Here is a 24898-nt window from a genome sequence, read left to right as displayed (position 1 = left end):
CGCGGATGCCTTCGCCGATCCCCGCACCCACCCCCGCGCGCAACCATCACGCCCCCTCACACCCCGTCACGCCCCCTCACGTCCCCCGTCCGCCCGCCCCTGTCGAGGCAGGTCCAGGGCCACCGCCGCCGCCGAGTCGCAGTACTCCCGTACCGCGCTCGTGCGGGCCACCACCCGGCCGCGGTGGATGACGATGCGGCTGTACGCGAGGGACAGGACGCCCGCGATGCGTTCGCCGCGTACGGCCAGGAGTTCGGCCGGGAAGCCGGCCTCCACGCGGACCTCGGGGAGGCCCATCGCCTCCCGGGCCGCGGTGCTCACCGCGCCGTACGCGTCCTCGGGGCGCAGGCCCGCCTGGGACGCGAGCAGATACGCGGCCTCCAGCGGGTCGCCCCGGCCGACCGGGTTGGAGATGTCGCGCAGGGCGCCGCTGCCCGCCGCGACGCGTACGCCCGCCGCCCGCAACATCCGTACGGGAGGCGTGCCTTGACGGTCCGTCATGCCGCAGACGCCCTGCGGCAGGCACACCACCGTGACGCCCGCCGCCGCGAGTTGGTCCGCCGCGCGCGCAACTGCCTCGCGGGGCAGCCGGGACAGGCCCGCGCACGGGCCGATCACCACGCCGGGGCGCAGTCCGCCGCTCATCGCTGCGAGCCGGGACAGGCGCGCCGGGTCGTCCCCGTCGGTGTGCAGGTCGACCGCGCAGCCGTGCTCGGCGGCGATCTCCAGGACCGCCTCGGTGTACCCGGCGGGATCGGGGTCGAGATCCGGACACCCGCCGACCACCGACGCGCCCATCTTCACCGCGTCCCGCAGCATCGCCAGGCCGTCCGCGCCCGCGACGCCGGTCAGCAGCCGGGGCACCGCCACCACGCTCAGCTCGGCGAGCCCCCGCAGCGACCTGCGGGTCTGCAGCGCGGCCTCCAGCGGCTCCAAGCCCCGTACGTCGTCGATGCGTACGTGCGAGCGCAGCGCGGTCGCGCCATGGCCCAACTGGAGCAGCGCGGCCTCGGTCGCGCGTCGCTGGACGTCCTCCGTCGCGTACGAGACCGGCCCCTCGGGGCCGAACGCGGTCAGCGCAGTGTCGCTGTGCGCGTGCGGCTCGGCGGGGGCGGGCAGCAGCAGGAAGCCGTTCAGGTCGACCCGGGAGAAGTGGGCGGCGAGGCTGCCCGCCGTGCCGACCGCCTCGATCCGGCCACCGCCGAGCCGGACGTCCACGGTCCGGCCGTCGGCGAGCCGGGCGCCGGAGAGCAGGAGCGTGGCGGCGGCCTCGGCGGGGCCGTCCCCGGTGCCGGGTGAGTGCGCCGGCTGCGACTGGCTGTCGGACATCGCGCTCCAGGTGGTCCTCGGGCCCCGCGGGGCTTCAGGGCAAGATCACGCAGCGTGATCCGAGCCTAGGGGCGAGCCCCTCGCGCAACGAGGAGGAGCGAAATAGTCGTACCGGTGTGGGCACGAGTGGCCTACGGGACGGGTGGGGCGGAGTGAGGCCAACGGGGTGGCCGAGAGGTGGCCCGGGGGTCGCGCTCAGGGTTACGTCCGGGGTCCGCCCGGGGGCGTCAGCGCGTCGCGTCCGAAGGCCGCCCCCGAGGTGCGCCCGTACGCAGGATCCGCGGTGCGTCCGTACGCGGGATCCGCGGTGCGTCCGTACGCAGGAATCCGTCGGCCGGCCCCTCGCTTCGGTGCCCGCTCACCCCGTCGCCCCACCTGCCCCACCTGCCCCACAAGCCGCCCCATCCGCCCCGCGCGCCGCACCCGCCCCCTGCGGAAGCCACCCCGGTGGCGGGCCCCTCCAGCCCCTTCCGGCGGCCCGGCGAAACGGATTTGGGCGATCGGCGACCGACCGTGTAATGTCTTCATCGCTCGCCCCAATAGCTCAGTCGGTAGAGCGTCTCCATGGTAAGGAGAAGGTCTACGGTTCGATTCCGTATTGGGGCTCTGGTGAGAGGGTCCCCGCCCACAAGCGGGGACTTGATCATCAAAGCGGTGTAGCTCAGTCGGTAGAGCAAGCGGCTCATAATCGCTGTGTCACCGGTTCAAGTCCGGTCACCGCTACTCCAAGTAGCACCAGTAGCCGATTGTGGGGTCGGTCTCCCGATCGGCTACTCTTTTATGCGTTCATCCGTCTATCCGTCCGTCAAGGAGCACTCACGTGGCTGCCACCGACGTCCGCCCGAAGATCACGCTGGCCTGCGTGGAGTGCAAGGAGCGGAACTACATCACCAAGAAGAACCGGCGTAACAACCCGGACCGCCTTGAGATGAAGAAGCACTGCCCGCGCTGCAACTCGCACACCGCGCACCGCGAGACCCGCTAATCAGGGGTTTAGCACTACAGGCTCGTACGAGAGGCCGTTCCCTTCCGGGGAGCGGCCTCTCGTCGTTCCTGCGGCAGCCGCCCAGTAGCCTCGCTGCTCAGCGGTGACGTTCCACACACCCTGAGCACATGTCCCAAGCCGACACCCCTACCCCCGGGGTCCCGACAGCAGGAGGTTGTGAGCCCATGGCGCTCGACCAGTCCTTCGTGGGGCGGACCTATCCGCCCACCGCGCCGTACGAGGTCGGCCGGGAGAAGATCCGCGAATTCGCCGAGGCCGTGGGGGACGCCAACCCCGCGTACACCGACCCGGAGGCCGCCAAGGCGCTCGGGCACCCGGACGTGATCGCGCCGCCGACCTTTGTGTTCGCCATCACGTTCCAGGCGGCGGCCGTCGTCGTCCAGGACCCGCAGCTCGGCCTGGACTACAGCCGGGTCGTGCACGGCGACCAGAAGTTCGCGTACCGGCGCCCGGTGCGGGCGGGGGACCGGCTCACCGTGAGCCAGACCATCGAGGCCGTGAAGTCCCTCGCGGGCAACGACATCGTGGACATCCGCGGCGAGGTCCACGACGAGGCGGGCGAGCACGTCGTGACCGCCTGGATCAAGCTCGTGTCCCGCGCGGCCGAGGGGGAGTGACGATGACCGCAAAGATCCGTTACGAGGACGTCGAGGCCGGCACCGAGCTGCCCGCGCAGTCCTTCCCCGTGACTCGCGACACACTCGTCCGGTACGCCGGTGCCTCGGGTGACTTCAATCCGATCCACTGGAACGAGAAGTTCGCCAAGGAGGTCGGGCTGCCGGACGTCATCGCGCACGGCATGTTCACCATGGCCTCGGCGATCCGCGTGGTGACCGACTGGGCCGGTGACCCGGCCGCCGTCGTCGAGTACGGCGTGCGCTTCACCAAGCCGGTCGTCGTGCCGAACGACGGCACGGGCGCGCTCATCGAGGTCAGCGCCAAGGTCGCGGCCAAGCTGGACGACGAGGCGCGTACGGTCCGGGTCGACCTCACCGCGATGTGCGCGGGCCAGAAGGTCCTGGGCATGTCGCGCGCGGTGGTCGCGCTCGCCTGACCTGCGTACGAGCGGTACGGGAGCGGCCGTCGGGGGAGACCCCGGCGGCCGCTCCCGTCGTCCCGTACGAGTCGGCCCGCACTCGTCCCGCCGTACCGCTTGACGAAGTTAGTTATCAGCCACTAACTTTGAATGCATGGTCAGGATGAGCGCGGAAGAGAGGCGCGAGAGCGTCATTCGGGCGGCGATGAGTGAGTTCGCTCACCGCGGCTACTACGGAACGTCCACCGAGGCGATCGCCAAACGCGTGGGCGTCTCGCAGCCGTACCTGTTCAGGCTCTTCCCGAACAAGCCCGCGATCTTCCTCGCCGCGACGCACCGCTGCATGGAGGACACGGTCAAGATGTTCGCCGAGGCGTCCGAGGGGTTGCACGGCGACGAGGCGGTGCACGCGATGGCGAGCGCGTACACGCAGGTCATCGCCGACGAGCCCGAGCGGCTGCTCATGCAGATGCAGGTCTACGTGGCGGTCGCCGCGGCCGAGGCGGCGGGGGACCACACCTTCGGCGAGGCTGTTCGGCGCGACTGGATGGAGCTGTGGGACACCGTCAGCATCCCGCTGGAGGGCTACGAGGACACGACCACGTTTCTGGCCTACGGCATGCTCATCAACAACCTGGTGGCGATGGGGTTCCCGCCCGAGCACCGGGTCTGGGCGGATGTCTATCCGTCCGCGCGGATCAAGGATCCGCAGGAGAAGTAGCTCCGGGGGTGGCCGTACACGGGGGGACTCGCGGTGGCGATGTTCCGGCGCACACGCGTGGCCACGAAAGTTAGTAATGCATAACTAACCAACCGTCCAACAGGGGAAGCGATGTCCGAGCAAGGAACGTCCGAGCAGGGAACGGGAACGGCCCGTCGCGGGAGTGCGGCATGGGCCCTGCTCATCACCAGCGTCGCCGGGTTCATGGCGGCGCTCGACAACCTCGTCGTCACCACGGCCCTGCCGTCCATCCGCAAGGACCTCGGCGGGGCGCTCGACGACCTGGAGTGGACGGTCAGCGCGTACACCCTCACCTTCGCCGTCCTGCTGATGTTCGGCGCGGCGCTGGGTGACCGGTTCGGCCGCCGGAAGCTGTTCATGACGGGCCTGACGATCTTCACCGGGGCGTCCGCCGCCGCGGCGCTGGCGCCCGGCATCGAGGGTCTGGTCGCCGCGCGTGCGGTCCAGGGCGTCGGCGCGGCGATCATGATGCCGCTCACCCTGACGCTGCTCACGGCGGCGGTCCCGGCCGCCAAGCGCGGGATGGCGTTCGGGATATGGGGCGCCGTCAACGGCCTCGCCGTCGCCAGCGGCCCGCTCATCGGCGGCGCGCTGACCGAGCACTTCTCCTGGCAGTGGATCTTCTGGCTGAACGTTCCGCTCGGGGTGCTGGCGCTCCCGCTCGCACGGCTGCGACTGTCCGAGTCGTACGGGTCCGGGGCGCGGCTCGACGTCCTCGGCACGGTGCTCGCGAGCGGTGGGCTCTTCGGGATCGTCTACAGCCTGATCCGGGGCAACATCGACGGCTGGACCAGCCCGACCGTGCTCACCGGGCTCGTCGTCGGCACGATGCTCCTGGGCGCCTTCGTCCGCCACGGGATGCGCGCCGAGGCGCCGCTGCTGCCGATGCGGCTCTTCCGCAGCCGCGCGTTCTCGGCGATCAACCTGTCCAGCCTGCTGATGTACGTCGGGATGTTCGGCTCGATCTTCCTGCTCAGCCAGTTCCTGCAGGGCGTGCTCGGCTACTCGCCGACCGAGGCCGGGCTGCGGATGCTGCCGTGGACCGGGATGCCGCTGCTGGTCGCGCCGGTCGCGGGCATCCTCTCCGACCGGATCGGCGGACGTCCGGTGGTGGCGGTCGGGCTCGCGCTCCAGGCCGTGGGGCTCGGCTGGTTCGCCATGATCATGTCGACGAGCGTGTCGTACACGGCCCAGCTGCCGGCGCTGATCGTCAGCGGGACCGGGATGGCGCTGTACTTCGCGCCCGCCGCGAACCTGGTGATGTCCAGCGTGCGGCCCTCGGAGCAGGGCATCGCGTCCGGCGCGAACAACGCGCTGCGGGAGGTCGGCGGCTCGCTCGGCGTCGCCGTCCTGGCGGCGGTCTTCTCGGCCCAGGGCGGCTACACCTCCGGCCAGGCCTTCGTGGACGGACTGCGCCCGGCCCTGTGGGTGGGCGCGGGAGCGGTCGCGCTGGCCGCGGCGAGCGCGATGTTCCTGCCGCGCCGGACGGCCGGGGCTGCGGTGGAGGCGCCGTCGGGGGCGGCTCGGGAGGACGTGCTCGTGGGGTGACGGGGGAGTGCTCGGTGGGGGCGGGGGTCGCGACCCCCGCCCCCTTTACGCGCGCGTGGCCGACGGGAGCCGTACGACCCGGTCACCCACCCCCTCACCACCCGCCCCGTACGCTGGACCCCGTGCAGGTACTTCACGACGCTCCCCTCGCTCCCCTCACCACCTTCCGGCTCGGCGGGCCGGCCGACCGGCTCGTTGTGGCCGGGACCGACGAGGAGGTGATCGCGGCCGTACGCGAGGCCGACGAGAGCCGGACGCCGCTGCTCGTCGTCGGCGGCGGCAGCAATCTGCTCATCGGGGACAAGGGGTTCGCCGGGACCGCGCTGCGGATCGCCACCACGGGCTTCTCCCTCGACGGCACACGGCTCGAAGTGGCCGCCGGTGAGGTCTGGACCGACACCGTGACCCGTACCGTCGAGGCCGGGCTCGCCGGGATCGAGTGCCTGGCCGGGATCCCCGGGTCGGCCGGGGCCACCCCCATCCAGAACGTGGGCGCGTACGGCCAGGAGGTCTCCGCCACGATCAGCGAGGTCGTCGCGTACGACCGGGTCGAGCGGGCCACGGTCACGCTCCCCAACTCCGCGTGCGCCTTCTCGTACCGCCACAGCCTCTTCAAGGCGCACCCCGAGCGTTACGTGGTGCTGCGCGTCCGGTTCGATCTTGAGGACGCGGGCGGGCTGTCCGCGCCGATCAAGTACCCCGAGACCGCGCGGGCGCTCGGCGTCGAGGCGGGCGACCGCGTTCCGGCCGCCACCGCGCGCGAGACGGTGCTCAGGCTGCGGGCCGGCAAGGGCATGGTGCTCGACCCGGAGGACCACGACACCTGGTCGGCCGGGTCCTTCTTCACCAACCCCATCCTGGGCGAGGGCGAGTTCGCCGCCTTCCTCGCGCGCGTGCACGACCGGCTCGGCGCCGACGTCGCCCCGCCCGCGTTCCCCGTCGGCGACGGGCGGACCAAGACCTCGGCCGCCTGGCTCATCGACAAGGCCGGGTTCACCAAGGGCTACGGCACCGGCCCCGCCCGAATCTCCACCAAGCACACCCTCGCCCTGACCAACCGCGGCGGCGCCACCACCGAGGACCTGCTGGCCCTCGCCCGCGAGGTCGTCGCGGGCGTGGAGCAGGCGTTCGGCGTGACGCTGGTCAACGAGCCGGTGACGGTGAACGCGGAGATTTAGGGCGGGCGAAGCGTTGTCGTTCGGCTGCGGGCCGTCTTGGGCTGGTCGCGCAGTTCCCCGCGCCCCTTAAGGTGCGCGGGACCTCCTAGTACGCCACGCACACCCCCTGCTTCACCGTCGCCGGGTCGTCGATCATGCTCAGCATCGCGTGGGCCACGTCGGCGCGGCCGATGCTGCGGGCGCTGCGCGGGGTCGACGCGACGGCCTTGCGGTACTTGCCGGTCAGCGGCTTGTCGACGAGGCGGACCGGGCGTACCGAGGTCCAGTCCAGGGCCGAGGACGCCAGCTCCGCCTCCATCCGGCGCAGGTCGGTGTAGACGTCCTTGAAGAAGACGTTGACGAGCGTCAGCGAGAGGCGGTCGAAGAACGGGTCGCCGGGCGCGTCCGGGCCGACCGGGCCCGCGCTGACCACCAGCAGGCGGCGCGTCCCCTCCGCGTCCATCGCCTGCACGATCGAACGGGTCAGCCGGGCCGTGATGCCGCTCGCCGCGTCCGCGCGTCTGTTGGCGCCCAGGCCCGAGAGGACCGCGTCGCTGCCCGCCACGGCCGGGCGCAGGCTCTCGGGGTCGGAGAGGTCGCCCCGGAGGATTTCGAGGCCCGGGCCGGTGAGCGTGCAGCGTGCGGGGTCCCGTACCACCGCCGTGACCTGGTGTCCGGCGGCCAGCGCCTGCTCGACGACCTGCCGGCCGATTCTGCCCGTCGCGCCGAAAACCGTGAGCTTCATGACGTCTCCCCCAGGTGGGTAGGTGATTGCTCGCCACCAGAGTGCCGCGTCCGCGTCGTCGACGGCCCGCACTTGCCCACCCCGGGCCTGGACGCCCGTCTGCGGGCCGAACAGGCCGTCGGTCACATCACAGCCGGTGCGCGGGCGTCTACGCCGCCAGCCAGGCGTCCACGCCCGCGAGCAACCGCGTCTTCACCTCGTCCGGCGCCGCCGACCCCCGCACCGACTGCCGTGCCAGTTCGGCCAGTTCGGCGTCCGTGAAGGCGTGGTGGCGGCGGGCGATCTCGTACTGCGCGGCCAGCCGGGAGCCGAAAAGAAGCGGGTCGTCGGCGCCGAGCGCCAGCGGCACACCCGCCTCGTACAGCCTGCGCAGCGGGACGTCCTCGGGTTTCTCGTAGACGCCCAGGGCCACGTTCGAGGCCGGGCAGACCTCGCAGGTGATCCCGCGCTCGGCCAGCCGCCGCAGCAGCCGGGGGTCCTCGGCGGCCCGCACGCCGTGGCCCACGCGCGAGGCGTGCAGGTCGTCCAGGCAGTCCCGCACGGACGCGGGGCCGGCCAGCTCGCCCCCGTGCGGCGCGGCCAGCAGTCCGCCCTCGCGCGCGATCGCGAAGGCGCGGTCGAAGTCCCGCGCCAGGCCCCGGCGTTCGTCGTTGGAGAGCCCGAAGCCGACCACGCCCCGGTCCGCGTAGCGGACGGCCAACCGGGCCAGGGTGCGGGCGTCCAGCGGGTGCTTCATCCGGTTCGCGGCGACCACCACGCGGATACCGAGCCCGGTCTCGCGCGACGCCGAGTCGACCGCGTCCAGGATGACCTCAAGGGCCGGAATGAGCCCGCCCAGCATCGGCGCGTACGAGGTGGGATCGACCTGGATCTCCAGCCAGCCGCAGCCGTCCCGTACGTCTTCCTCGGCGGCCTCCCGGACCAGCCGCTGGATGTCCTCGGGGGTGCGCAGGCAGGACCTGGCGATGTCGTAGAGCCGCTGGAAGCGGAACCAGCCCCGCTCGTCGGTGGCCCGCAGCTTCGGCGGCTCGCCACTGGTCAGCGCGTCGGGCAGATGCACGCCGTACTTGTCGGCGAGCTCCAGCAGGGTCGTGGGGCGCATCGACCCCGTGAAGTGCAGGTGAAGATGGGCCTTCGGAAGGTCAGTTACGTCACGAACGTGCTCCATTGAAGGATCTTGCCGCACGCCACCGACATCCGACAGCCCCTTTCCCCGATCGGGACCTTGCCCGAACGCACGAACGGTCACCGACTCACGTGAGTCGGTGACCGTTCGGCCGAAGGAGCGACTCAGTCGCGGGCCTCGGCCAGCAGCTTCTGGATGCGGGAGACGCCCTCGACCAGGTCCTCGTCGCCGAGCGCGTACGAGAGGCGCAGGTAGCCCGGCGTGCCGAAGGCCTCGCCCGGGACGACCGCGACCTCGACCTCGTCCAGGATGAGCGCGGCGAGCTCGACCGAGGTCTGCGGGCGCTTGCCGCGGATCTCCTTGCCGAGCAGGCCCTTCACCGAGGGGTACGCGTAGAACGCGCCCTCGGGGGTCGGGCAGATCACGCCGTCGATCTCGCTGAGCATCTTCACCATGGTCTGGCGGCGGCGGTCGAACGCCTTGCGCATCTCGGCGACCGCGTCGAGGTTGCCGGAGACCGCCGCGATGGCCGCCACCTGGGAGACGTTGGCGACGTTGGACGTGGCGTGCGACTGGAGGTTGGTCGCGGCCTTGACGACGTCCTTGGGGCCGATGACCCACCCGACGCGCCAGCCGGTCATCGCGTACGTCTTGGCGACGCCGTTGACCACGATGCACTTGTCGCGCAGCTCGGGCAGGATCGCGGGCAGCGACACGGAGACGGCGTCCCCGTAGACGAGGTGCTCGTAGATCTCGTCGGTGAGCACCCACAGGCCGTGCTCGACGGCCCACTGGCCGATGGCCTCGGTCTCGGCGCGGGTGTAGACCGCGCCGGTCGGGTTGGACGGGGAGACGAAGAGGACGACCTTCGTCTTCTCCGTACGGGCCGCCTCCAGCTGCTCGACCGAGACCCGGTACCCGGTGGTCTCGTCCGCGACGACCTCGACCGGGACACCGCCCGCGAGGCGGATCGACTCCGGGTAGGTGGTCCAGTACGGGGCCGGGACGATGACCTCGTCGCCCGGGTCGAGGATCGCCGCGAACGCCTCGTAGATCGCCTGCTTGCCGCCGTTGGTCACCAGGATCTGGGACGGGTCGACCTCGTAGCCGGAGTCGCGCAGGGTCTTGTCGGCGATGGCCTTCTTGAGCTCGGGCAGGCCGCCGGCCGGGGAGTAGCGGTGGTACCTGGGGTCGTGGCAGGCCGCGGCGGCCGCCTCGACGATGTAGTCCGGAGTCGGGAAGTCGGGCTCGCCGGCGCCGAAGCCGATCACCGGACGCCCGGCGGCCTTGAGGGCCTTGGCCTTGGCGTCGACGGCGAGGGTCGCGGACTCGGAGATCGCGCCGATACGGGCGGACACCCGGCGCTCGGTGGGAGGAGTTGCAGCGCTCATGCGGCCATCGTCGCAGACCTGTCCGGGCCGGGGTACACGGGTTTCATGGACCGGACGGGGCAGTTGCACAGTGCGTCGATCGCGTCCGTACGGAGCTGTCAGGAGCTATCTGTTCGACGCCGGGCGCCGGACCACGTACACTCACCTGTCGTTGGCCTCCGCCGATCGAATCCACTCCGGGCACTCGGTGCACTCGGTTGGATGCGGTAGGTTGGGGGAGCCACAAAGGGTCGTAGCTCAATTGGTAGAGCACTGGTCTCCAAAACCAGCGGTTGGGGGTTCAAGTCCCTCCGGCCCTGCTACACACACCTTCGCCAGGATGTGTGCGCATGTACGTACTTCTATGCACCGCCGTGCGGCTCCACCGGGCGCGGCACGGCCACGACCCGGAATCAGGTGAGAAGCGTGACGGACGCCGTGGGCTCCATCGACATGCCTGATGCCCAGGACGAGGCGTCTGCGTCAGCGGACAAGGACTCCAAGAAGAAGGCCCGCAAGGGCGGTAAGCGCGGCAAGAAGGGCCCCCTGGGCCGTCTCGCGCTCTTCTACCGGCAGGTCGTCGCCGAACTTCGTAAGGTTGTCTGGCCGACGCGCAATCAGCTGTCGACGTACACCACCGTGGTGATCGTGTTCGTCGTCATCATGATCGGCATCGTGACCGTGATCGACTCCGGATTCCAGCACGTCGTCAAGTACGTCTTCGGCTGATCCGCCGCGTAAGGGCGCCCACCCGGCGCCTTTTTCGCATTTGTTCCACCCATCTGTAGCCAGGAAGAAGCAGCCACGTGTCTGACCCGAACCTGAACGACGCCATCGAGTCGGCGGAGTCCGTGGAGGACCAGATCGACATCGTCGAGGCGGCGGACGCCGTGGACCCGGACCAGGCCGAGACTGCCGACATCGAGGCGGGCGAGCCCGCCGAGGAAGCCGCGCTCCACGTCGAGGACGAGGACGAGCTGGAGGCCGAGGAGGCCGCCGACGCCGTGTCCGAGGACGCCGACGTCGACGCCGAGACCGTCGAGGATGAGGCCGCCGAGGAGGCTCCCGAGGAGCCCGCCGCGCCCGTCGACCCGGTCGAGGCCCTGCGCCAGGAGCTGCGCGGTCTGCCCGGCGAGTGGTACGTCATCCACACGTACGCCGGTTACGAGAAGCGTGTGAAGGCCAACCTCGAACAGCGTGCCGTCTCGCTGAACGTCGAGGAGTTCATCTACCAGGCCGAGGTCCCCGAAGAGGAGATCGTCCAGATCAAGAACGGCGAGCGCAAGAACGTCCGGCAGAACAAGCTGCCCGGTTACGTTCTCGTCCGCATGGATCTGACGAACGAGTCCTGGGGCGTCGTCCGCAACACGCCTGGCGTCACCGGCTTCGTGGGCAACGCCTACGACCCGTACCCGCTGACCCTGGACGAGATCGTCAAGATGCTCGCCCCGGAGGCCGAGGAGAAGGCCGCCCGCGAGGCCGCCGAGGCCGAGGGCAAGCCGGCTCCGGCCCGCAAGGTCGAGGTCCAGGTCCTGGACTTCGAGGTCGGCGACTCGGTCACCGTCACCGACGGCCCGTTCGCGACGCTGCAGGCCACGATCAACGAGATCAACGCCGACTCGAAGAAGGTCAAGGGCCTCGTCGAGATCTTCGGTCGCGAGACCCCGGTCGAGCTCAGCTTCGACCAGATCCAGAAGAACTAGTTCTTTAACTGGTTCCTCTCGGAACCCCGTCTTCCGAACAGGTCAGACCGGCTCTTCAAAGCCTGTCTGACCTGCTCGGTTTTTAGCCGCACAGGGATACCCGTTATCGTTGTGCGGTATGCCTCCATCCGGATGATCGGATGCAGGCGGTTCACTCTCACTAGGACCCGGAGAGAGCAATGCCTCCCAAGAAGAAGAAGGTCACGGGGCTTATCAAGCTCCAGATCAACGCCGGTGCGGCGAACCCGGCCCCGCCGGTCGGCCCCGCGCTCGGTCAGCACGGCGTCAACATCATGGAGTTCTGCAAGGCCTACAACGCCGCGACCGAGTCGCAGCGTGGCTGGGTGATCCCGGTGGAGATCACGGTCTACGAGGACCGCTCCTTCACCTTCATCACCAAGACGCCGCCGGCCGCGAAGATGATCCTCAAGGCCGCTGGTGTCGAGAAGGGCTCCGGCGAGCCCCACAAGACCAAGGTCGCGAAGATCACCGAGGCCCAGGTCCGCGAGATCGCCACGACGAAGCTCGCCGACCTGAACGCCAACGACCTGGACGCCGCGTCCAAGATCATCGCTGGCACCGCCCGTTCCATGGGCATCACGGTCGAGGGCTGATCTCAGCCTTCCCCGCCGCGCGGCGGTAGCCGCGAGGTGACAGAACTCCAGTGGTAGGGCCAAGCGCTGGCCCGCACCACGACTCCATGCCTGAACCAACACAGGAGCAGAAGTGAAGCGCAGCAAGACTCTCCGCGCTGCGGACGCCAAGATCGTCGCGGACAAGCTGTACGCGCCGCTCGAGGCCGTTCGTCTCGCCAAGGAGACCTCCTCGACCAAGTTCGACGGCACCGTCGAGGTCGCCTTCCGCCTGGGTGTCGACCCGCGCAAGGCCGACCAGATGGTCCGTGGCACCGTGAACCTTCCGCACGGCACCGGTAAGACCGCCCGGGTCCTGGTCTTCGCGACCGGTGACCGTGCCGAGGCCGCGCGTGCCGCGGGCGCCGACATCGTCGGCTCCGACGAGCTCATCGACGAGGTTGCGAAGGGCCGTCTGGACTTCGACGCCGTCGTCTCCACCCCGGACCTCATGGGCAAGGTCGGCCGCCTCGGCCGCGTGCTCGGTCCGCGTGGTCTGATGCCGAACCCGAAGACCGGCACGGTCACCCCCGACGTCGCCAAGGCGGTCGAGGAGATCAAGGGCGGCAAGATCGAGTTCCGCGTCGACAAGCACTCGAACCTGCACTTCATCATCGGCAAAGTGTCCTTCGACGACGCCAAGCTGGTGGAGAACTACGGCGCCGCGCTGGAGGAGATCCTCCGTCTGAAGCCGTCCGCCGCCAAGGGCCGCTACATCAAGAAGGCCACCATCACCACCACGATGGGCCCCGGCATCGCGCTGGACTCCAACCGCACCCGTAACCTCCTCGTCGAGGAGGACCCGGCCGCGGTCTGAGCCTCACCGCTCTAACGGCTGATTCCGGGCCGGGCCCCGCACCTGTTCACAGGTGCGGGGCCCGGCTTTTTTGCTGCCCGCGTTTCCGGTAAGGGGCGGGCTTTGTCCCAGCCGCGTCCCAACTGCCCCGGGCGCTCGCGGGGTTGTCGGACCTCTGCGCTACCTTCGATGTCCAGGAGAAAAGGTATTCGAGGGGGATGGCATGAACAGCAGGTCCGTACGGCGTACGTGTGTCTCGCTGGTGGCGGCCGGCGCTGCGCTCGCCGGTGTCGCCGCCTGCGGGTCCGGCAGCGGCTCCGGCTCGGCCGCGCCCGCCAAGGAGCAGCACAAGGCGGGCTCGGACTTCAGCCCGGTCGCGGCCCTCCAGGCGGTGCAGAAGAAGACCGACGGGGCCGGCTCCTCGAAGGTCGAGGTGACGATGTCCATGGGCACCACCATGGGCCTTCAGGGCGCGGGCGACCTGGCGTGGGGCGGCGGCATGACCGGCACCATGCGCATGAAGTACACGCAGGGCACGATGGCCCAGACGATGAAGCAGATAGGCGCCGAGAGCATCGACGCCCGCTATCTGCGCGACGCCTACTTCGCCAACATGGGCCCCACCTTCGCCCAGTCCGTCGGCGGCAAGCACTGGATCCGCTACGGCTACGACGACATGGCCAAGCTGATGGGCCCGAGCGGCGCCGTCATGAAGGACCAGATGCAGAACTCGACGCCCCAGCAGGGCGTGAAGATGCTGCTGGCCTCGGGTGACGTCAAGAAGGTCGGTACCGAGGACGTCCGCGGAGTGCAGGCGACGCACTACTCGGGCACGGTCGACATCGCCAAGCTGGTGGGCTCCAGCTCCGGGCTCGACGCCAAGACGCTGGACGCGTTCAAGGCCCAGATGACCCAGAGCGGCATCAGCACGGACACCGTCGACATCTGGGTGGACAAGGACGACCTGCTGGTCAAGAAGACCGAGCGCGCGGCGACGAAGAACGGCGAGCTGAACACCACGGCGTTCTACTCGGACTACGGCGTCAAGGTCGCCGTCGAGGCCCCGCCGGCCGCCGACACCCTGGACTTCACGACCCTGATCAAGCCCAAGACCCCGACCCAGCAGCAGGGCTGAGCCCCGGTCTTAATCCGTCTCACCTGTCACAGCGGTCGGATACGGTGGCAGGAGAACGCCTGATCGGGAAGATCGCGACACGGGGGACAAAAGGTCGCGACACGGGGGAACAGGGGAAACAAGGGGTGGGACGCATGACCAGGACCGGATGGACGCGGGCGGGGCTCTCGCTGGCGACGGCCACCGTCGTGGTGGCCGGAGCCGCGGGCTGCGGCGGCGACGGCAAGAAGGCGGACGGCGCGGCCAAGAAGCCGGTCGTGGGCGAGCAGTCGCGTTCGGACGCGCAGCAGATGCTGACGGCGGCCTTCAAGAAGACGTCGGCCGCGAAGTCCGCGAAGGTCCGGATGAGCATGTCGATGCCGGCCGCCATGGGGGAGGACGCGGGCGACACCCAGGTCACCGGCGTCATGGCGTGGAACCCGACGTCGATGGACCTGACCGTGGTCAACTCCTCGCCGAAGACCAAGGCCGCGGGCGCCCCCGAGAAGGCGCGCATGGTCTGGCTCGGCAACGTCATGTACATGGACGCGAGCTCGATGGGCACCGAGGCCGCCAAGGGCCTCGACGGCAAGCACTGGATCAAGGTCGACCTGGCGGCCGCGGCCAAGATGTCCGGCGGCAACGACCAGCTCACCAAGTCGATGACGTCCGGCCTGGAGAACATGAACCAGGACCCGTCCCAGCAGCTCGCCCTGCTGCTCGACTCGCCGAACCTCAAGCACCTGGGCGCCGAGCAGGCGGACGGGGTGGCGACCCAGCACTACAAGGGCACGCTCACCATCGACGAGATGGCGGCGAGCAACAAGATGCTCGACACCTTGGGCCCCAAGGAGCGCGAGCAGCTCCTCGCCAACATGAAGAAGTCGGGCGTCAAGGGCTACGACACCGAGGTCTGGGTCGACAAGGACGGCTACCCGGTCAAGATGGACGTCAACATGGACAGCCCCCAGGGCAAGGTCACGACGTCCACGCACTACTCGGACTACGGCACGAAGGCCGAGGTCAAGGCCCCGGAGGCGGCCGACACCCTGGACCTGTTCGAGATGCTGAAGGGCCTGGGCGACCTGGGAAAGAACGGCACCCCGGGCTCGGCCTGACCATCCCGTACGAGGGGACGCGATCGCTCCGTACGACCGGGCCTGACCGTCCCGTACGACCGGATTTGCTCGATCCGGCACCCGTCACGTACTCTTCCACAGAAGCCAAAGACCGCTGGTCGTTGCCGTGCCTTCGCAAGAAGGGGCGGTGGCCGAAGGATCCGCTGCAAGCGGACGACCCGCGCAGGTGACTGTGGAAAGTTCCCGGACTCGTTCCGGTCGAGCTACGCCCCGTGCACTTGCGCCGGGGCGTTTCGTATTTCGCAGCCCCTTCTGAGCGGTCCTCATCACCCGGAAGGAGGCCGACGCTCTATGGCAAGGCCCGACAAGGCTGCCGCGGTAGCCGAGCTCGCGGACCAGTTCCGCAGCTCGAACGCCGTCGTGCTGACCGAGTACCGGGGTCTCACCGTGGCCCAGCTCAAGACGCTGCGCCGTTCGCTCGGTGAGAACGCCCAGTACGCCGTGGTGAAGAACACGCTGACCAAGATTGCGGCCAACCAGGCCGGGATCACCTCGCTCGACGACCAGTTCACTGGTCCGACGGGTGCCGCCTTCATCACCGGTGACCCGGTGGAGTCGGCCAAGGGTCTGCGTGACTTCGCCAAGGAGAACCCGAACCTGATCATCAAGGGCGGTGTCCTTGATGGTAAGGCGCTGTCCGCCGATGAGATCAAGAAGCTCGCGGACCTCGAGTCCCGCGAGGTTCTGCTCAGCAAGCTGGCCGGCGCGTTCAAGGGCAAGCAGTCTCAGGCTGCCTCGCTCTTCCAGGCGCTGCCGTCGAAGTTCGTCCGCACCGCGGAAGCGCTTCGCGTCAAGCTCGCCGAGCAGGGCGGTGCCGAGTAACTCGGCTCGCGCATTGATCCGCGCCGCCTAGTGCGCGGGTCGTAGCGGGCCGTTACGCCCGCCTCTATATACATCCGGCACCTGCCGAATTAGTGGAAGGATCGCCCATCATGGCGAAGCTCTCTCAGGCCGACCTCCTCGCCCAGTTCGAGGAGATGACCCTCATCGAGCTCTCCGAGTTCGTCAGCGCCTTCGAGGAGAAGTTCGACGTCACCGCCGCCGCGGCCGTCGCCGTTGCCGCCCCGGGTGCCCCGGGCGCCGGTGCCGCCGCCGAGGTCGAGGAGAAGGACGAGTTCGACGTCATCCTCACCGGCGCCGGCGACAAGAAGATCCAGGTCATCAAGGTCGTGCGTGAGCTGACCTCCCTGGGTCTGAAGGAGGCCAAGGACCTCGTGGACGGCGCCCCGAAGCCCGTTCTCGAGAAGGTCGCCAAGGAGGCCGCCGAGAAGGCTGCCGAGTCCCTCAAGGCTGCCGGTGCGGCCGTCGAGGTCAAGTGACCTTGTGAGTCTTCTGACTCTCTGCGCGTGACGTCTTCGGACGTGTAACACGCACACACTGAAGGGCGATCACCCATCCGGGTGGTCGCCCTTCGGCGTACCCCGGCGGCGCCGTCACGGCTGCCTTGCGCGGGGGACGACAGGGAGTATGGTGATCATCGCCGTACGCCCCGTGTACGCCTCGTAGCCGCACGAGCAGTCACGGAGCGATCTCCGCGGAGCTGAGGGGTCTTGACGAACCGCACGCAGCGCGCAATTCTCAGGACGCGTCGTCACATCGATCCGGATCCGAGGCATGGATCGAAGGCGAAGAGGGCAGTATCGATGTGCGCCTCACAGCGCGTGGCTTGCGAGGTACTGAGAAGAACAATGAGGGTCGCGAAGAATCCGCCCTGGACATCAGTGGGCCGAGTGGCTACACTGTCCCTTTGCGCTGCCTGTTAGCTGCCCCCTGCCCGTCACCAGGGGCATGCCCTCGCTTGAGCACCTCGGATCGAACCGCCCTGACCTGGCCTTCTCCGGCTGAATCGGGAAACGTCTTTCTCTGTGCCCACGTGGGACCGGTACGCGCGTAGTGAGTCCGAGCCCTCGGAAGGACCCCCTCTTGGCCGCCTCGCGCAACGCCTCGACCGCCAATACGAACAACGGCGCCAGCACCGCCCCGCTGCGCATCTCCTTTGCAAAGATCAAGGAGCCCCTCGAGGTTCCGAACCTCCTTGCGCTGCAAACCGAGAGCTTTGACTGGCTGCTCGGCAATGCCGCTTGGAAGTCTCGCGTCGAGGCCGCTCTCGAGAACGGACAGGACGTCCCCACGAAGTCCGGTCTGGAGGAGATCTTCGAGGAGATCTCCCCGATCGAGGACTTCAGCGGGTCGATGTCGCTGACCTTCCGCGACCACCGCTTCGAGCCGCCGAAGAACTCGATCGACGAGTGCAAGGAGCGCGACTTCACGTTCGCGGCCCCGCTCTTCGTCACCGCCGAGTTCACCAACAACGAGACCGGCGAGATCAAGTCCCAGACGGTCTTCATGGGCGACTTCCCGCTCATGACCAACAAGGGCACCTTCGTCATCAACGGCACCGAGCGTGTCGTGGTGTCGCAGCTCGTCCGCTCGCCGGGTGTCTACTTCGACTCCAACATCGACAAGACGTCCGACAAGGACATCTTCACGGCCAAGATCATCCCGTCCCGGGGTGCCTGGCTGGAGATGGAGATCGACAAGCGCGACATGGTCGGTGTCCGCATCGACCGCAAGCGCAAGCAGTCCGTGACCGTCCTCCTCAAGGCTCTCGGTTGGACCACCGAGCAGATCCTGGAGGAGTTCGGCGAGTACGAGTCCATGCGCGCCACCCTGGAGAAGGACCACACCCAGGGCCAGGACGACGCGCTGCTCGACATCTACCGCAAGCTGCGCCCGGGCGAGCCGCCGACCCGCGAGGCCGCTCAGACGCTGCTCGAGAACCTCTACTTCAACCCGAAGCGCTACGACCTCGCGAAGGTCGGCCGCTACAAGGTGAACAAGAAGCTCGGCGCGGATGAGCCCCTCGATGCCGGTGTCCTCACCACGGACGACGTCATCGCGACCATCAAGTACCTGGTCAAGCTGCACGCGGGCGAGACCGAGACGGTCGGCGAGTCGGGTCGGAACATCGTCGTCGAGACCGACGACATCGACCACTTCGGCAACCGTCGTCTGCGCAACGTCGGCGAGCTCATCCAGAACCAGGTCCGTACGGGTCTGGCTCGTATGGAGCGCGTCGTGCGCGAGCGCATGACGACCCAGGACGTCGAGGCGATCACGCCGCAGACCCTGATCAACATTCGCCCGGTCGTGGCGTCGATCAAGGAGTTCTTCGGCACCTCGCAGTTGTCGCAGTTCATGGACCAGAACAACCCGCTGTCGGGTCTCACCCACAAGCGCCGTCTGTCGGCGCTTGGCCCGGGTGGTCTCTCCCGTGAGCGGGCCGGCTTCGAGGTCCGTGACGTGCACCCGTCTCACTACGGCCGTATGTGCCCGATCGAGACGCCCGAAGGCCCGAACATCGGTCTGATCGGTTCGCTCGCCTCCTACGGCCGCGTCAACGCGTTCGGCTTCATCGAGACGCCGTACCGCAAGGTCGTCGAGGGCCAGGTCACCGACGAGGTCGACTACATCACGGCCGACGAGGAAGACCGCTTCGTCATCGCGCAGGCCAACGCCGCGCTCAACGACGAGCTCCAGCTCACCGAGGCTCGCGTCCTGGTCCGCCGTCGTGGCGGCGAGGTCGACTACGTGCCGCCGGCCGAGGTGGACTACATCGACGTCTCGCCGCGCCAGATGGTGTCGGTCGCGACCGCGATGATCCCCTTCCTCGAGCACGACGACGCCAACCGTGCCCTCATGGGCGCGAACATGATGCGTCAGGCCGTCCCGCTCATCAAGAGCGAGGCACCGCTGGTCGGCACCGGCATGGAGTACCGCTGCGCCACCGACGCCGGCGACGTGCTCAAGGCCGAGAAGGACGGTGTGGTCCAGGAGGTCTCCGCGGACTACATCACCATCGCCAACGACGACGGCACGTACACCACGTACCGCCTGCACAAGTTCTCCCGCTCGAACCAGGGCACCTCGGTCAACCAGAAGGTTGTCGTGGACGAGGGCGCCCGGGTCATCGCCGGCCAGGTCCTGGCCGACGGTCCGGCGACCGAGAACGGCGAGATGGCGCTGGGCAAGAACCTGCTCGTGGCGTTCATGCCGTGGGAGGGTCACAACTACGAGGACGCGATCATCCTGTCGCAGCGCCTCGTGCAGGACGACGTCCTCTCCTCGATCCACATCGAGGAGCACGAGGTCGACGCCCGTGACACCAAGCTCGGCCCGGAGGAGATCACCCGGGACATCCCGAACGTCTCCGAGGAGGTCCTCGCCGACCTCGACGAGCGCGGCATCATCCGTATCGGTGCCGAGGTCGTCGCCGGCGACATCCTCGTCGGCAAGGTCACGCCCAAGGGTGAGACCGAGCTGACGCCGGAGGAGCGCCTGCTCCGCGCGATCTTCGGTGAGAAGGCCCGTGAGGTCCGTGACACCTCGCTGAAGGTGCCGCACGGCGAGACCGGCAAGGTCATCGGCGTCCGCGTCTTCGACCGCGAGGAGGGCGACGAGCTTCCCCCCGGTGTGAACCAGCTGGTGCGCGTGTACGTGGCGCAGAAGCGCAAGATCACCGACGGTGACAAGCTCGCCGGCCGTCACGGCAACAAGGGCGTCATCTCGAAGATCCTGCCGATCGAGGACATGCCGTTCCTGGAGGACGGCACCCCGGTCGACATCATCCTCAACCCCCTGGGTGTCCCGTCCCGAATGAACCCGGGACAGGTCCTGGAGATCCACCTCGGCTGGCTCGCCAGCCGCGGCTGGGACGTCTCCGGTCTCGCCGACGACTGGGCCCAGCGCCTCCAGGCCATCGGTGCCGACCAGGTCGCCCCCGGCACCAACGTCGCGACCCCGGTCTTCGACGGTGCCCGTGAGGACGAGATCGCCGGTCTCTTCGAGGCCACGATCCCGAACCGCGACGGTGACCGCCTGGTCCAGCCGTCCGGCAAGGCCAACCTGTTCGACGGCCGCTCCGGTGAGCCGTTCCCGGACCCGATCTCGATCGGGTACATGTACATCCTGAAGCTGCACCACCTGGTCGACGACAAGCTGCACGCCCGCTCGACCGGTCCGTACTCGATGATCACCCAGCAGCCGCTGGGTGGTAAGGCCCAGTTCGGTGGCCAGCGCTTCGGTGAGATGGAGGTGTGGGCGCTGGAGGCTTATGGCGCCGCGTACGCCCTCCAGGAGCTGCTGACCATCAAGTCCGACGACGTCACCGGCCGTGTGAAGGTCTACGAGGCCATCGTCAAGGGCGAGAACATCCCCGAGCCCGGCATTCCCGAGTCCTTCAAGGTGCTCATCAAGGAAATGCAGTCGCTCTGCCTCAACGTGGAGGTGCTGTCCTCGGACGGTATGTCCATCGAGATGCGCGACACGGACGAGGACGTCTTCCGCGCTGCGGAGGAGCTCGGTATCGACCTGTCCCGGCGCGAGCCGAGCAGCGTCGAAGAGGTCTGACGGGTCTGACCGGGGCTTCGTGAGAAGCCCCGGTCGTCCCCGGACCCCCCTCAGACCATCTTGAAGAATCGACCCCGAAAGAGGGATTGACGACAAGTGCTCGACGTCAACTTCTTCGACGAGCTGCGGATCGGCCTCGCCACTGCTGACGACATCCGTCAGTGGTCCCACGGTGAGGTCAAGAAGCCGGAGACCATCAACTACCGCACCCTCAAGCCCGAAAAGGACGGACTCTTCTGCGAGAAGATCTTCGGTCCGACCCGGGACTGGGAGTGCTACTGCGGCAAGTACAAGCGCGTCCGCTTCAAGGGCATCATCTGTGAGCGCTGCGGCGTCGAGGTGACCCGCGCCAAGGTGCGCCGTGAGCGGATGGGCCACATCGAGCTTGCCGCTCCCGTGACCCACATCTGGTACTTCAAGGGCGTCCCGTCGCGTCTTGGCTACCTGCTCGACCTCGCGCCGAAGGACCTTGAGAAGGTCATCTACTTCGCCGCGTACATGATCACGTTCGTGGACGAGGAGCGCCGTACGCGCGACCTGCCGTCGCTGGAGGCGCACGTCTCCGTCGAGCGCCAGCAGATCGAGAACCGTCGCGACTCGGACCTCGAAGCCCGCGCCAAGAAGCTCGAGACGGACCTCGCCGAGCTTGAGGCCGAGGGTGCCAAGGCCGATGTGCGCCGCAAGGTGCGCGAGGGTGCCGAGCGCGAGATGAAGCAGCTGCGCGACCGTGCGCAGCGCGAGATCGACCGTCTGGACGAGGTCTGGTCGCGCTTCAAGAACCTCAAGGTCCAGGACCTCGAGGGCGACGAGCTGCTCTACCGCGAGCTGCGTGACCGCTTCGGCACGTACTTCGACGGCTCGATGGGTGCCGCTGCTCTGCAGAAGCGCCTGGAGACGTTCGACCTCGACGAGGAGGCCGAGCGCCTCCGCGAGATCATCCGTACCGGCAAGGGCCAGAAGAAGACCCGTGCGCTCAAGCGCCTCAAGGTCGTCTCCGCGTTCCTGCAGACCAGCAACAGCCCCAAGGGCATGGTGCTCGACTGCGTGCCGGTCATCCCGCCGGACCTGCGTCCGATGGTGCAGCTGGACGGTGGCCGCTTCGCGACCTCCGACCTGAACGACCTGTACCGCCGTGTGATCAACCGCAACAACCGTCTGAAGCGTCTGCTCGACCTCGGTGCCCCCGAGATCATCGTGAACAACGAGAAGCGGATGCTCCAGGAGGCGGTCGACGCCCTCTTCGACAACGGCCGTCGTGGTCGCCCGGTCACGGGCCCCGGCAACCGTCCGCTGAAGTCCCTGAGCGACATGCTCAAGGGCAAGCAGGGTCGATTCCGTCAGAACCTGCTCGGTAAGCGTGTGGACTACTCCGCGCGTTCCGTGATCGTCGTCGGTCCGCAGCTGAAGCTGCACCAGTGTGGTCTGCCCAAGGCCATGGCGCTGGAGCTCTTCAAGCCGTTCGTGATGAAGCGCCTGGTCGACCTGAACCACGCGCAGAACATCAAGAGCGCCAAGCGGATGGTCGAGCGCGGCCGCACGGTCGTCTACGACGTCCTCGAAGAGGTCATCGCCGAGCACCCGGTTCTGCTGAACCGTGCGCCCACGCTGCACCGCCTCGGCATCCAGGCCTTCGAGCCGCAGCTGGTCGAGGGCAAGGCCATCCAGATCCACCCGCTCGTCTGCACCGCGTTCAACGCGGACTTCGACGGTGACCAGATGGCCGTGCACCTGCCGCTCTCCGCGGAGGCGCAGGCCGAGGCCCGCATCCTGATGCTGTCCTCGAACAACATCCTCAAGCCGGCCGACGGCCGTCCGGTGACGATGCCGACGCAGGACATGGTCCTGGGTCTGTTCTTCCTCACCACCGACGGCGAGCTGCGTGACACCAAGGGCGAGGGCCGCGCGTTCGGCTCCACGGCCGAGGCGATCATGGCGTTCGACGCCGGTGAGCTCGCGCTGCAGTCGCCGATCGACATCCGCTTCCCGATCGGCACCGTGCCGCCGCGTGAGTGGACCCCGCCGGTCGAGGAGGAGGGCGAGACGACCTGGCAGCAGGGCGACTCGTTCCGTCTGCGTACGTCCCTGGGCCGCGCGCTCTTCAACGAGCTGCTGCCCGAGGACTACCCGTTCGTCGACTACTCGGTGGGCAAGAAGCAGCTCTCCGAGATCGTCAACGACCTGGCCGAGCGCTACCCCAAGGTCATCGTGGCGGCGACGCTCGACAACCTGAAGGCGGCGGGCTTCTACTGGGCGACCCGTTCCGGTGTCACCGTGGCCATCTCCGACGTCGTGGTCCCCGAGGCCAAGAAGGCGATCGTCGCGGGTTACGAGGCGCAGGACGAGAAGGTCCAGAAGCAGTACGAGCGCGGTCTGATCACCAAGGACGAGCGCACGCAGGAGCTCATCGCGATCTGGACCAAGGCGACCAACGAGGTTGCCGAGGCGATGAACGCGAACTTCCCGAAGACGAACCCCATCTTCATGATGGTTGACTCGGGTGCCCGAGGAAACATGATGCAGATGCGTCAGATCGCGGGTATGCGTGGTCTGGTGTCGAACGCGAAGAACGAGACCATCCCGCGTCCGATCAAGGCGTCCTTCCGTGAGGGCCTCACCGTTCTGGAGTACTTCATCTCCACGCACGGTGCCCGTAAGGGTCTGGCGGACACCGCCCTGCGTACCGCCGACTCGGGTTACCTGACCCGTCGTCTGGTGGACGTCTCGCAGGACGTGATCATCCGCGAGGAGGACTGTGGCACCGACCGCGGCCTCAAGCTGAAGATCGCGGTGCGTGGCGAGGACGGTGTGCTCCGCAAGACGGAGGACGTCGAGACCTCGGTCTACGCCCGTATGCTCGCCGAGGACGTCGTCGTCGACGGCAAGGTCATCGCGCCGGCCAACGTGGACCTCGGTGACGTGCTCATCGACGCGCTGGTCAACGCGGGCGTCGAGGAGGTCAAGACCCGCTCGGTCCTGACCTGTGAGTCGGCCGTCGGCACCTGTGCCTTCTGCTACGGCCGTTCGCTGGCCACCGGCAAGCTGGTCGACATCGGTGAGGCGGTCGGCATCATCGCCGCCCAGTCCATCGGTGAGCCCGGTACCCAGCTGACGATGCGTACCTTCCACACCGGTGGTGTGGCCGGTGACGACATCACCCAGGGTCTGCCCCGTGTCGTCGAGCTCTTCGAGGCTCGTACGCCCAAGGGTGTCGCCCCGATCTCGGAGGCCAAGGGCCGCATCCGGATCGAGGAGACCGAGAAGACCAAGAAGATCGTCGTCACCCCGGACGACGGCAGCGACGAGACGGCGTTCCCGATCTCGAAGCGTGCCCGTCTGCTGGTGGGCGAGGGCGACGCGGTCGACGTGGGCCAGAAGCTCACCGTCGGTGCGACCAACCCGCACGACGTGCTGCGGATCCTCGGTCAGCGCGCGGTCCAGGTCCACCTGGTCGGCGAAGTCCAGAAGGTCTACAACTCGCAGGGCGTGTCGATCCACGACAAGCACATCGAGATCATCATCCGGCAGATGCTGCGCCGTGTGACGATCATCGAGTCCGGCGACGCGGAGCTGCTGCCGGGCGAGCTCGTCGAGCGCTCGAAGTTCGAGACCGAGAACCGTCGTGTGGTCACCGAGGGCGGTCACCCCGCCTCCGGCCGTCCGCAGCTGATGGGTATCACCAAGGCCTCGCTGGCGACGGAATCCTGGCTGTCGGCCGCCTCCTTCCAGGAGACGACCCGAGTCCTGACGGATGCGGCGATCAACGCCAAGTCCGACAGCCTCATCGGCCTCAAGGAGAACGTCATCATCGGTAAGCTCATCCCGGCCGGTACGGGTCTGTCCCGCTACCGCAACATCCGGGTCGAGCCGACCGAGGAGGCCAAGGCCGCGATGTACTCGGCCGTCGGCTACGACGACATCGACTACTCGCCGTTCGGCACCGGCTCCGGCCAGGCCGTCCCGCTGGAGGACTACGACTACGGTCCGTACAACCAGTAAGGCGTACGTCTGAACCGAAGGGCGCCCACTCCGTTTCACACGGGGTGGGC

At 68.4% G+C, this 24898-nt stretch carries 20 protein-coding genes and 3 tRNA genes; 19 read left to right on the top strand and 4 right to left on the bottom strand.

Annotated elements, in window-relative coordinates:
• Positions 1–66: 66 nt before the first annotated feature.
• A complete protein-coding gene (locus tag BG418_RS26250) occupies positions 67–1329 on the bottom strand; it encodes an amidohydrolase family protein (protein WP_188276417.1) in 1263 nt (420 codons plus the stop codon).
• Between the two features lie 533 nt (positions 1330–1862).
• Here BG418_RS26250 and BG418_RS26245 point away from each other — a divergent pair.
• From BG418_RS26245 to BG418_RS26210, 8 genes are all read left to right on the top strand, one after another.
• Positions 1863–1935: transfer RNA gene (locus tag BG418_RS26245), tRNA-Thr, on the top strand.
• Positions 1936–1979: 44 nt separating this feature from the next.
• A tRNA-Met gene (locus BG418_RS26240) sits at positions 1980–2052 on the top strand.
• A gap of 97 nt (positions 2053–2149) precedes the next feature.
• Positions 2150–2314 carry a 50S ribosomal protein L33 gene (gene rpmG / locus BG418_RS26235; RefSeq protein WP_003956487.1) on the top strand — a complete coding sequence of 55 codons (165 nt, stop codon included), beginning with the start codon at positions 2150–2152 and terminating at the stop codon, positions 2312–2314.
• A 185-nt stretch (positions 2315–2499) separates the two neighbouring features.
• Positions 2500–2952 carry a MaoC family dehydratase N-terminal domain-containing protein gene (locus BG418_RS26230; RefSeq protein WP_188276416.1) on the top strand — a complete coding sequence of 151 codons (453 nt, stop codon included), beginning with the start codon at positions 2500–2502 and terminating at the stop codon, positions 2950–2952.
• A gap of 2 nt (positions 2953–2954) precedes the next feature.
• The gene (locus tag BG418_RS26225) at positions 2955–3389 is read left to right on the top strand and encodes a MaoC family dehydratase (RefSeq protein WP_188276415.1); all 435 of its coding nucleotides are present in this window, start codon (positions 2955–2957) and stop codon (positions 3387–3389) included.
• A 136-nt stretch (positions 3390–3525) separates the two neighbouring features.
• Positions 3526–4092 carry a TetR/AcrR family transcriptional regulator gene (locus tag BG418_RS26220; RefSeq protein ID WP_188276414.1) on the top strand — a complete coding sequence of 189 codons (567 nt, stop codon included), beginning with the start codon at positions 3526–3528 and terminating at the stop codon, positions 4090–4092.
• A gap of 111 nt (positions 4093–4203) precedes the next feature.
• Complete coding sequence (locus BG418_RS26215; RefSeq protein ID WP_188276413.1) at positions 4204–5661, top strand: DHA2 family efflux MFS transporter permease subunit; 1458 nt, start codon at positions 4204–4206, stop codon at positions 5659–5661.
• A 113-nt stretch (positions 5662–5774) separates the two neighbouring features.
• Entirely contained in the window at positions 5775–6839 is a 1065-nt protein-coding gene (locus BG418_RS26210) for a UDP-N-acetylmuramate dehydrogenase (protein WP_223185477.1), read from the top strand.
• 85 nt (positions 6840–6924) lie between these two features.
• Here BG418_RS26210 and BG418_RS26205 read toward each other — a convergent pair whose 3' ends face one another.
• The 3 genes from BG418_RS26205 to BG418_RS26195 form a co-directional block, all read right to left on the bottom strand.
• Positions 6925–7563: an NAD(P)-dependent oxidoreductase gene (locus BG418_RS26205; protein WP_188276411.1), complete on the bottom strand. Its 639-nt coding sequence runs from the start codon at positions 7561–7563 to the stop codon at positions 6925–6927.
• Between the two features lie 148 nt (positions 7564–7711).
• The gene (locus tag BG418_RS26200; protein WP_188276410.1) at positions 7712–8731 is read right to left on the bottom strand and encodes an adenosine deaminase; all 1020 of its coding nucleotides are present in this window, start codon (positions 8729–8731) and stop codon (positions 7712–7714) included.
• A 122-nt stretch (positions 8732–8853) separates the two neighbouring features.
• A complete protein-coding gene (locus BG418_RS26195; protein WP_188276409.1) occupies positions 8854–10080 on the bottom strand; it encodes a pyridoxal phosphate-dependent aminotransferase in 1227 nt (408 codons plus the stop codon).
• A 226-nt stretch (positions 10081–10306) separates the two neighbouring features.
• Here BG418_RS26195 and BG418_RS26190 point away from each other — a divergent pair.
• From BG418_RS26190 to BG418_RS26140, 11 genes are all read left to right on the top strand, one after another.
• A tRNA-Trp gene (locus tag BG418_RS26190) sits at positions 10307–10379 on the top strand.
• A 106-nt stretch (positions 10380–10485) separates the two neighbouring features.
• A complete protein-coding gene (secE, locus tag BG418_RS26185) occupies positions 10486–10788 on the top strand; it encodes a preprotein translocase subunit SecE (RefSeq protein ID WP_188276408.1) in 303 nt (100 codons plus the stop codon).
• A gap of 77 nt (positions 10789–10865) precedes the next feature.
• Positions 10866–11762 (top strand): transcription termination/antitermination protein NusG, encoded by an 897-nt coding sequence (gene nusG / locus BG418_RS26180; protein ID WP_188276407.1) that lies wholly within the window; start codon positions 10866–10868, stop codon positions 11760–11762.
• 179 nt (positions 11763–11941) lie between these two features.
• On the top strand, positions 11942–12376 hold the full coding sequence (gene rplK, locus BG418_RS26175) for a 50S ribosomal protein L11 (RefSeq protein ID WP_053731185.1): 435 nt from the start codon (positions 11942–11944) through the stop codon (positions 12374–12376).
• A gap of 112 nt (positions 12377–12488) precedes the next feature.
• Entirely contained in the window at positions 12489–13211 is a 723-nt protein-coding gene (gene rplA, locus BG418_RS26170; RefSeq protein ID WP_188276406.1) for a 50S ribosomal protein L1, read from the top strand.
• Between the two features lie 202 nt (positions 13212–13413).
• A complete protein-coding gene (locus BG418_RS26165; protein WP_188276405.1) occupies positions 13414–14325 on the top strand; it encodes a hypothetical protein in 912 nt (303 codons plus the stop codon).
• Positions 14326–14459: 134 nt separating this feature from the next.
• Entirely contained in the window at positions 14460–15422 is a 963-nt protein-coding gene (locus tag BG418_RS26160; RefSeq protein WP_188276404.1) for a hypothetical protein, read from the top strand.
• A gap of 312 nt (positions 15423–15734) precedes the next feature.
• Positions 15735–16265, top strand: coding sequence for a 50S ribosomal protein L10 (gene rplJ / locus BG418_RS26155; protein ID WP_188276403.1), 531 nt, complete (start codon positions 15735–15737; stop codon positions 16263–16265).
• A 110-nt stretch (positions 16266–16375) separates the two neighbouring features.
• On the top strand, positions 16376–16762 hold the full coding sequence (rplL, locus tag BG418_RS26150) for a 50S ribosomal protein L7/L12 (protein ID WP_188276402.1): 387 nt from the start codon (positions 16376–16378) through the stop codon (positions 16760–16762).
• 604 nt (positions 16763–17366) lie between these two features.
• Complete coding sequence (rpoB, locus tag BG418_RS26145) at positions 17367–20852, top strand: DNA-directed RNA polymerase subunit beta (RefSeq protein WP_188276401.1); 3486 nt, start codon at positions 17367–17369, stop codon at positions 20850–20852.
• Positions 20853–20948: 96 nt separating this feature from the next.
• Positions 20949–24848, top strand: coding sequence for a DNA-directed RNA polymerase subunit beta' (locus BG418_RS26140; protein ID WP_188276400.1), 3900 nt, complete (start codon positions 20949–20951; stop codon positions 24846–24848).
• The last annotated feature ends 50 nt before the right edge of the window (positions 24849–24898 follow it).

Source organism: Streptomyces sp. CBMA152 (assembly GCF_014596475.1).
Taxonomy (GTDB): domain Bacteria; phylum Actinomycetota; class Actinomycetes; order Streptomycetales; family Streptomycetaceae; genus Streptomyces.
This window is presented reverse-complemented; position numbering and strand designations above follow the sequence as displayed.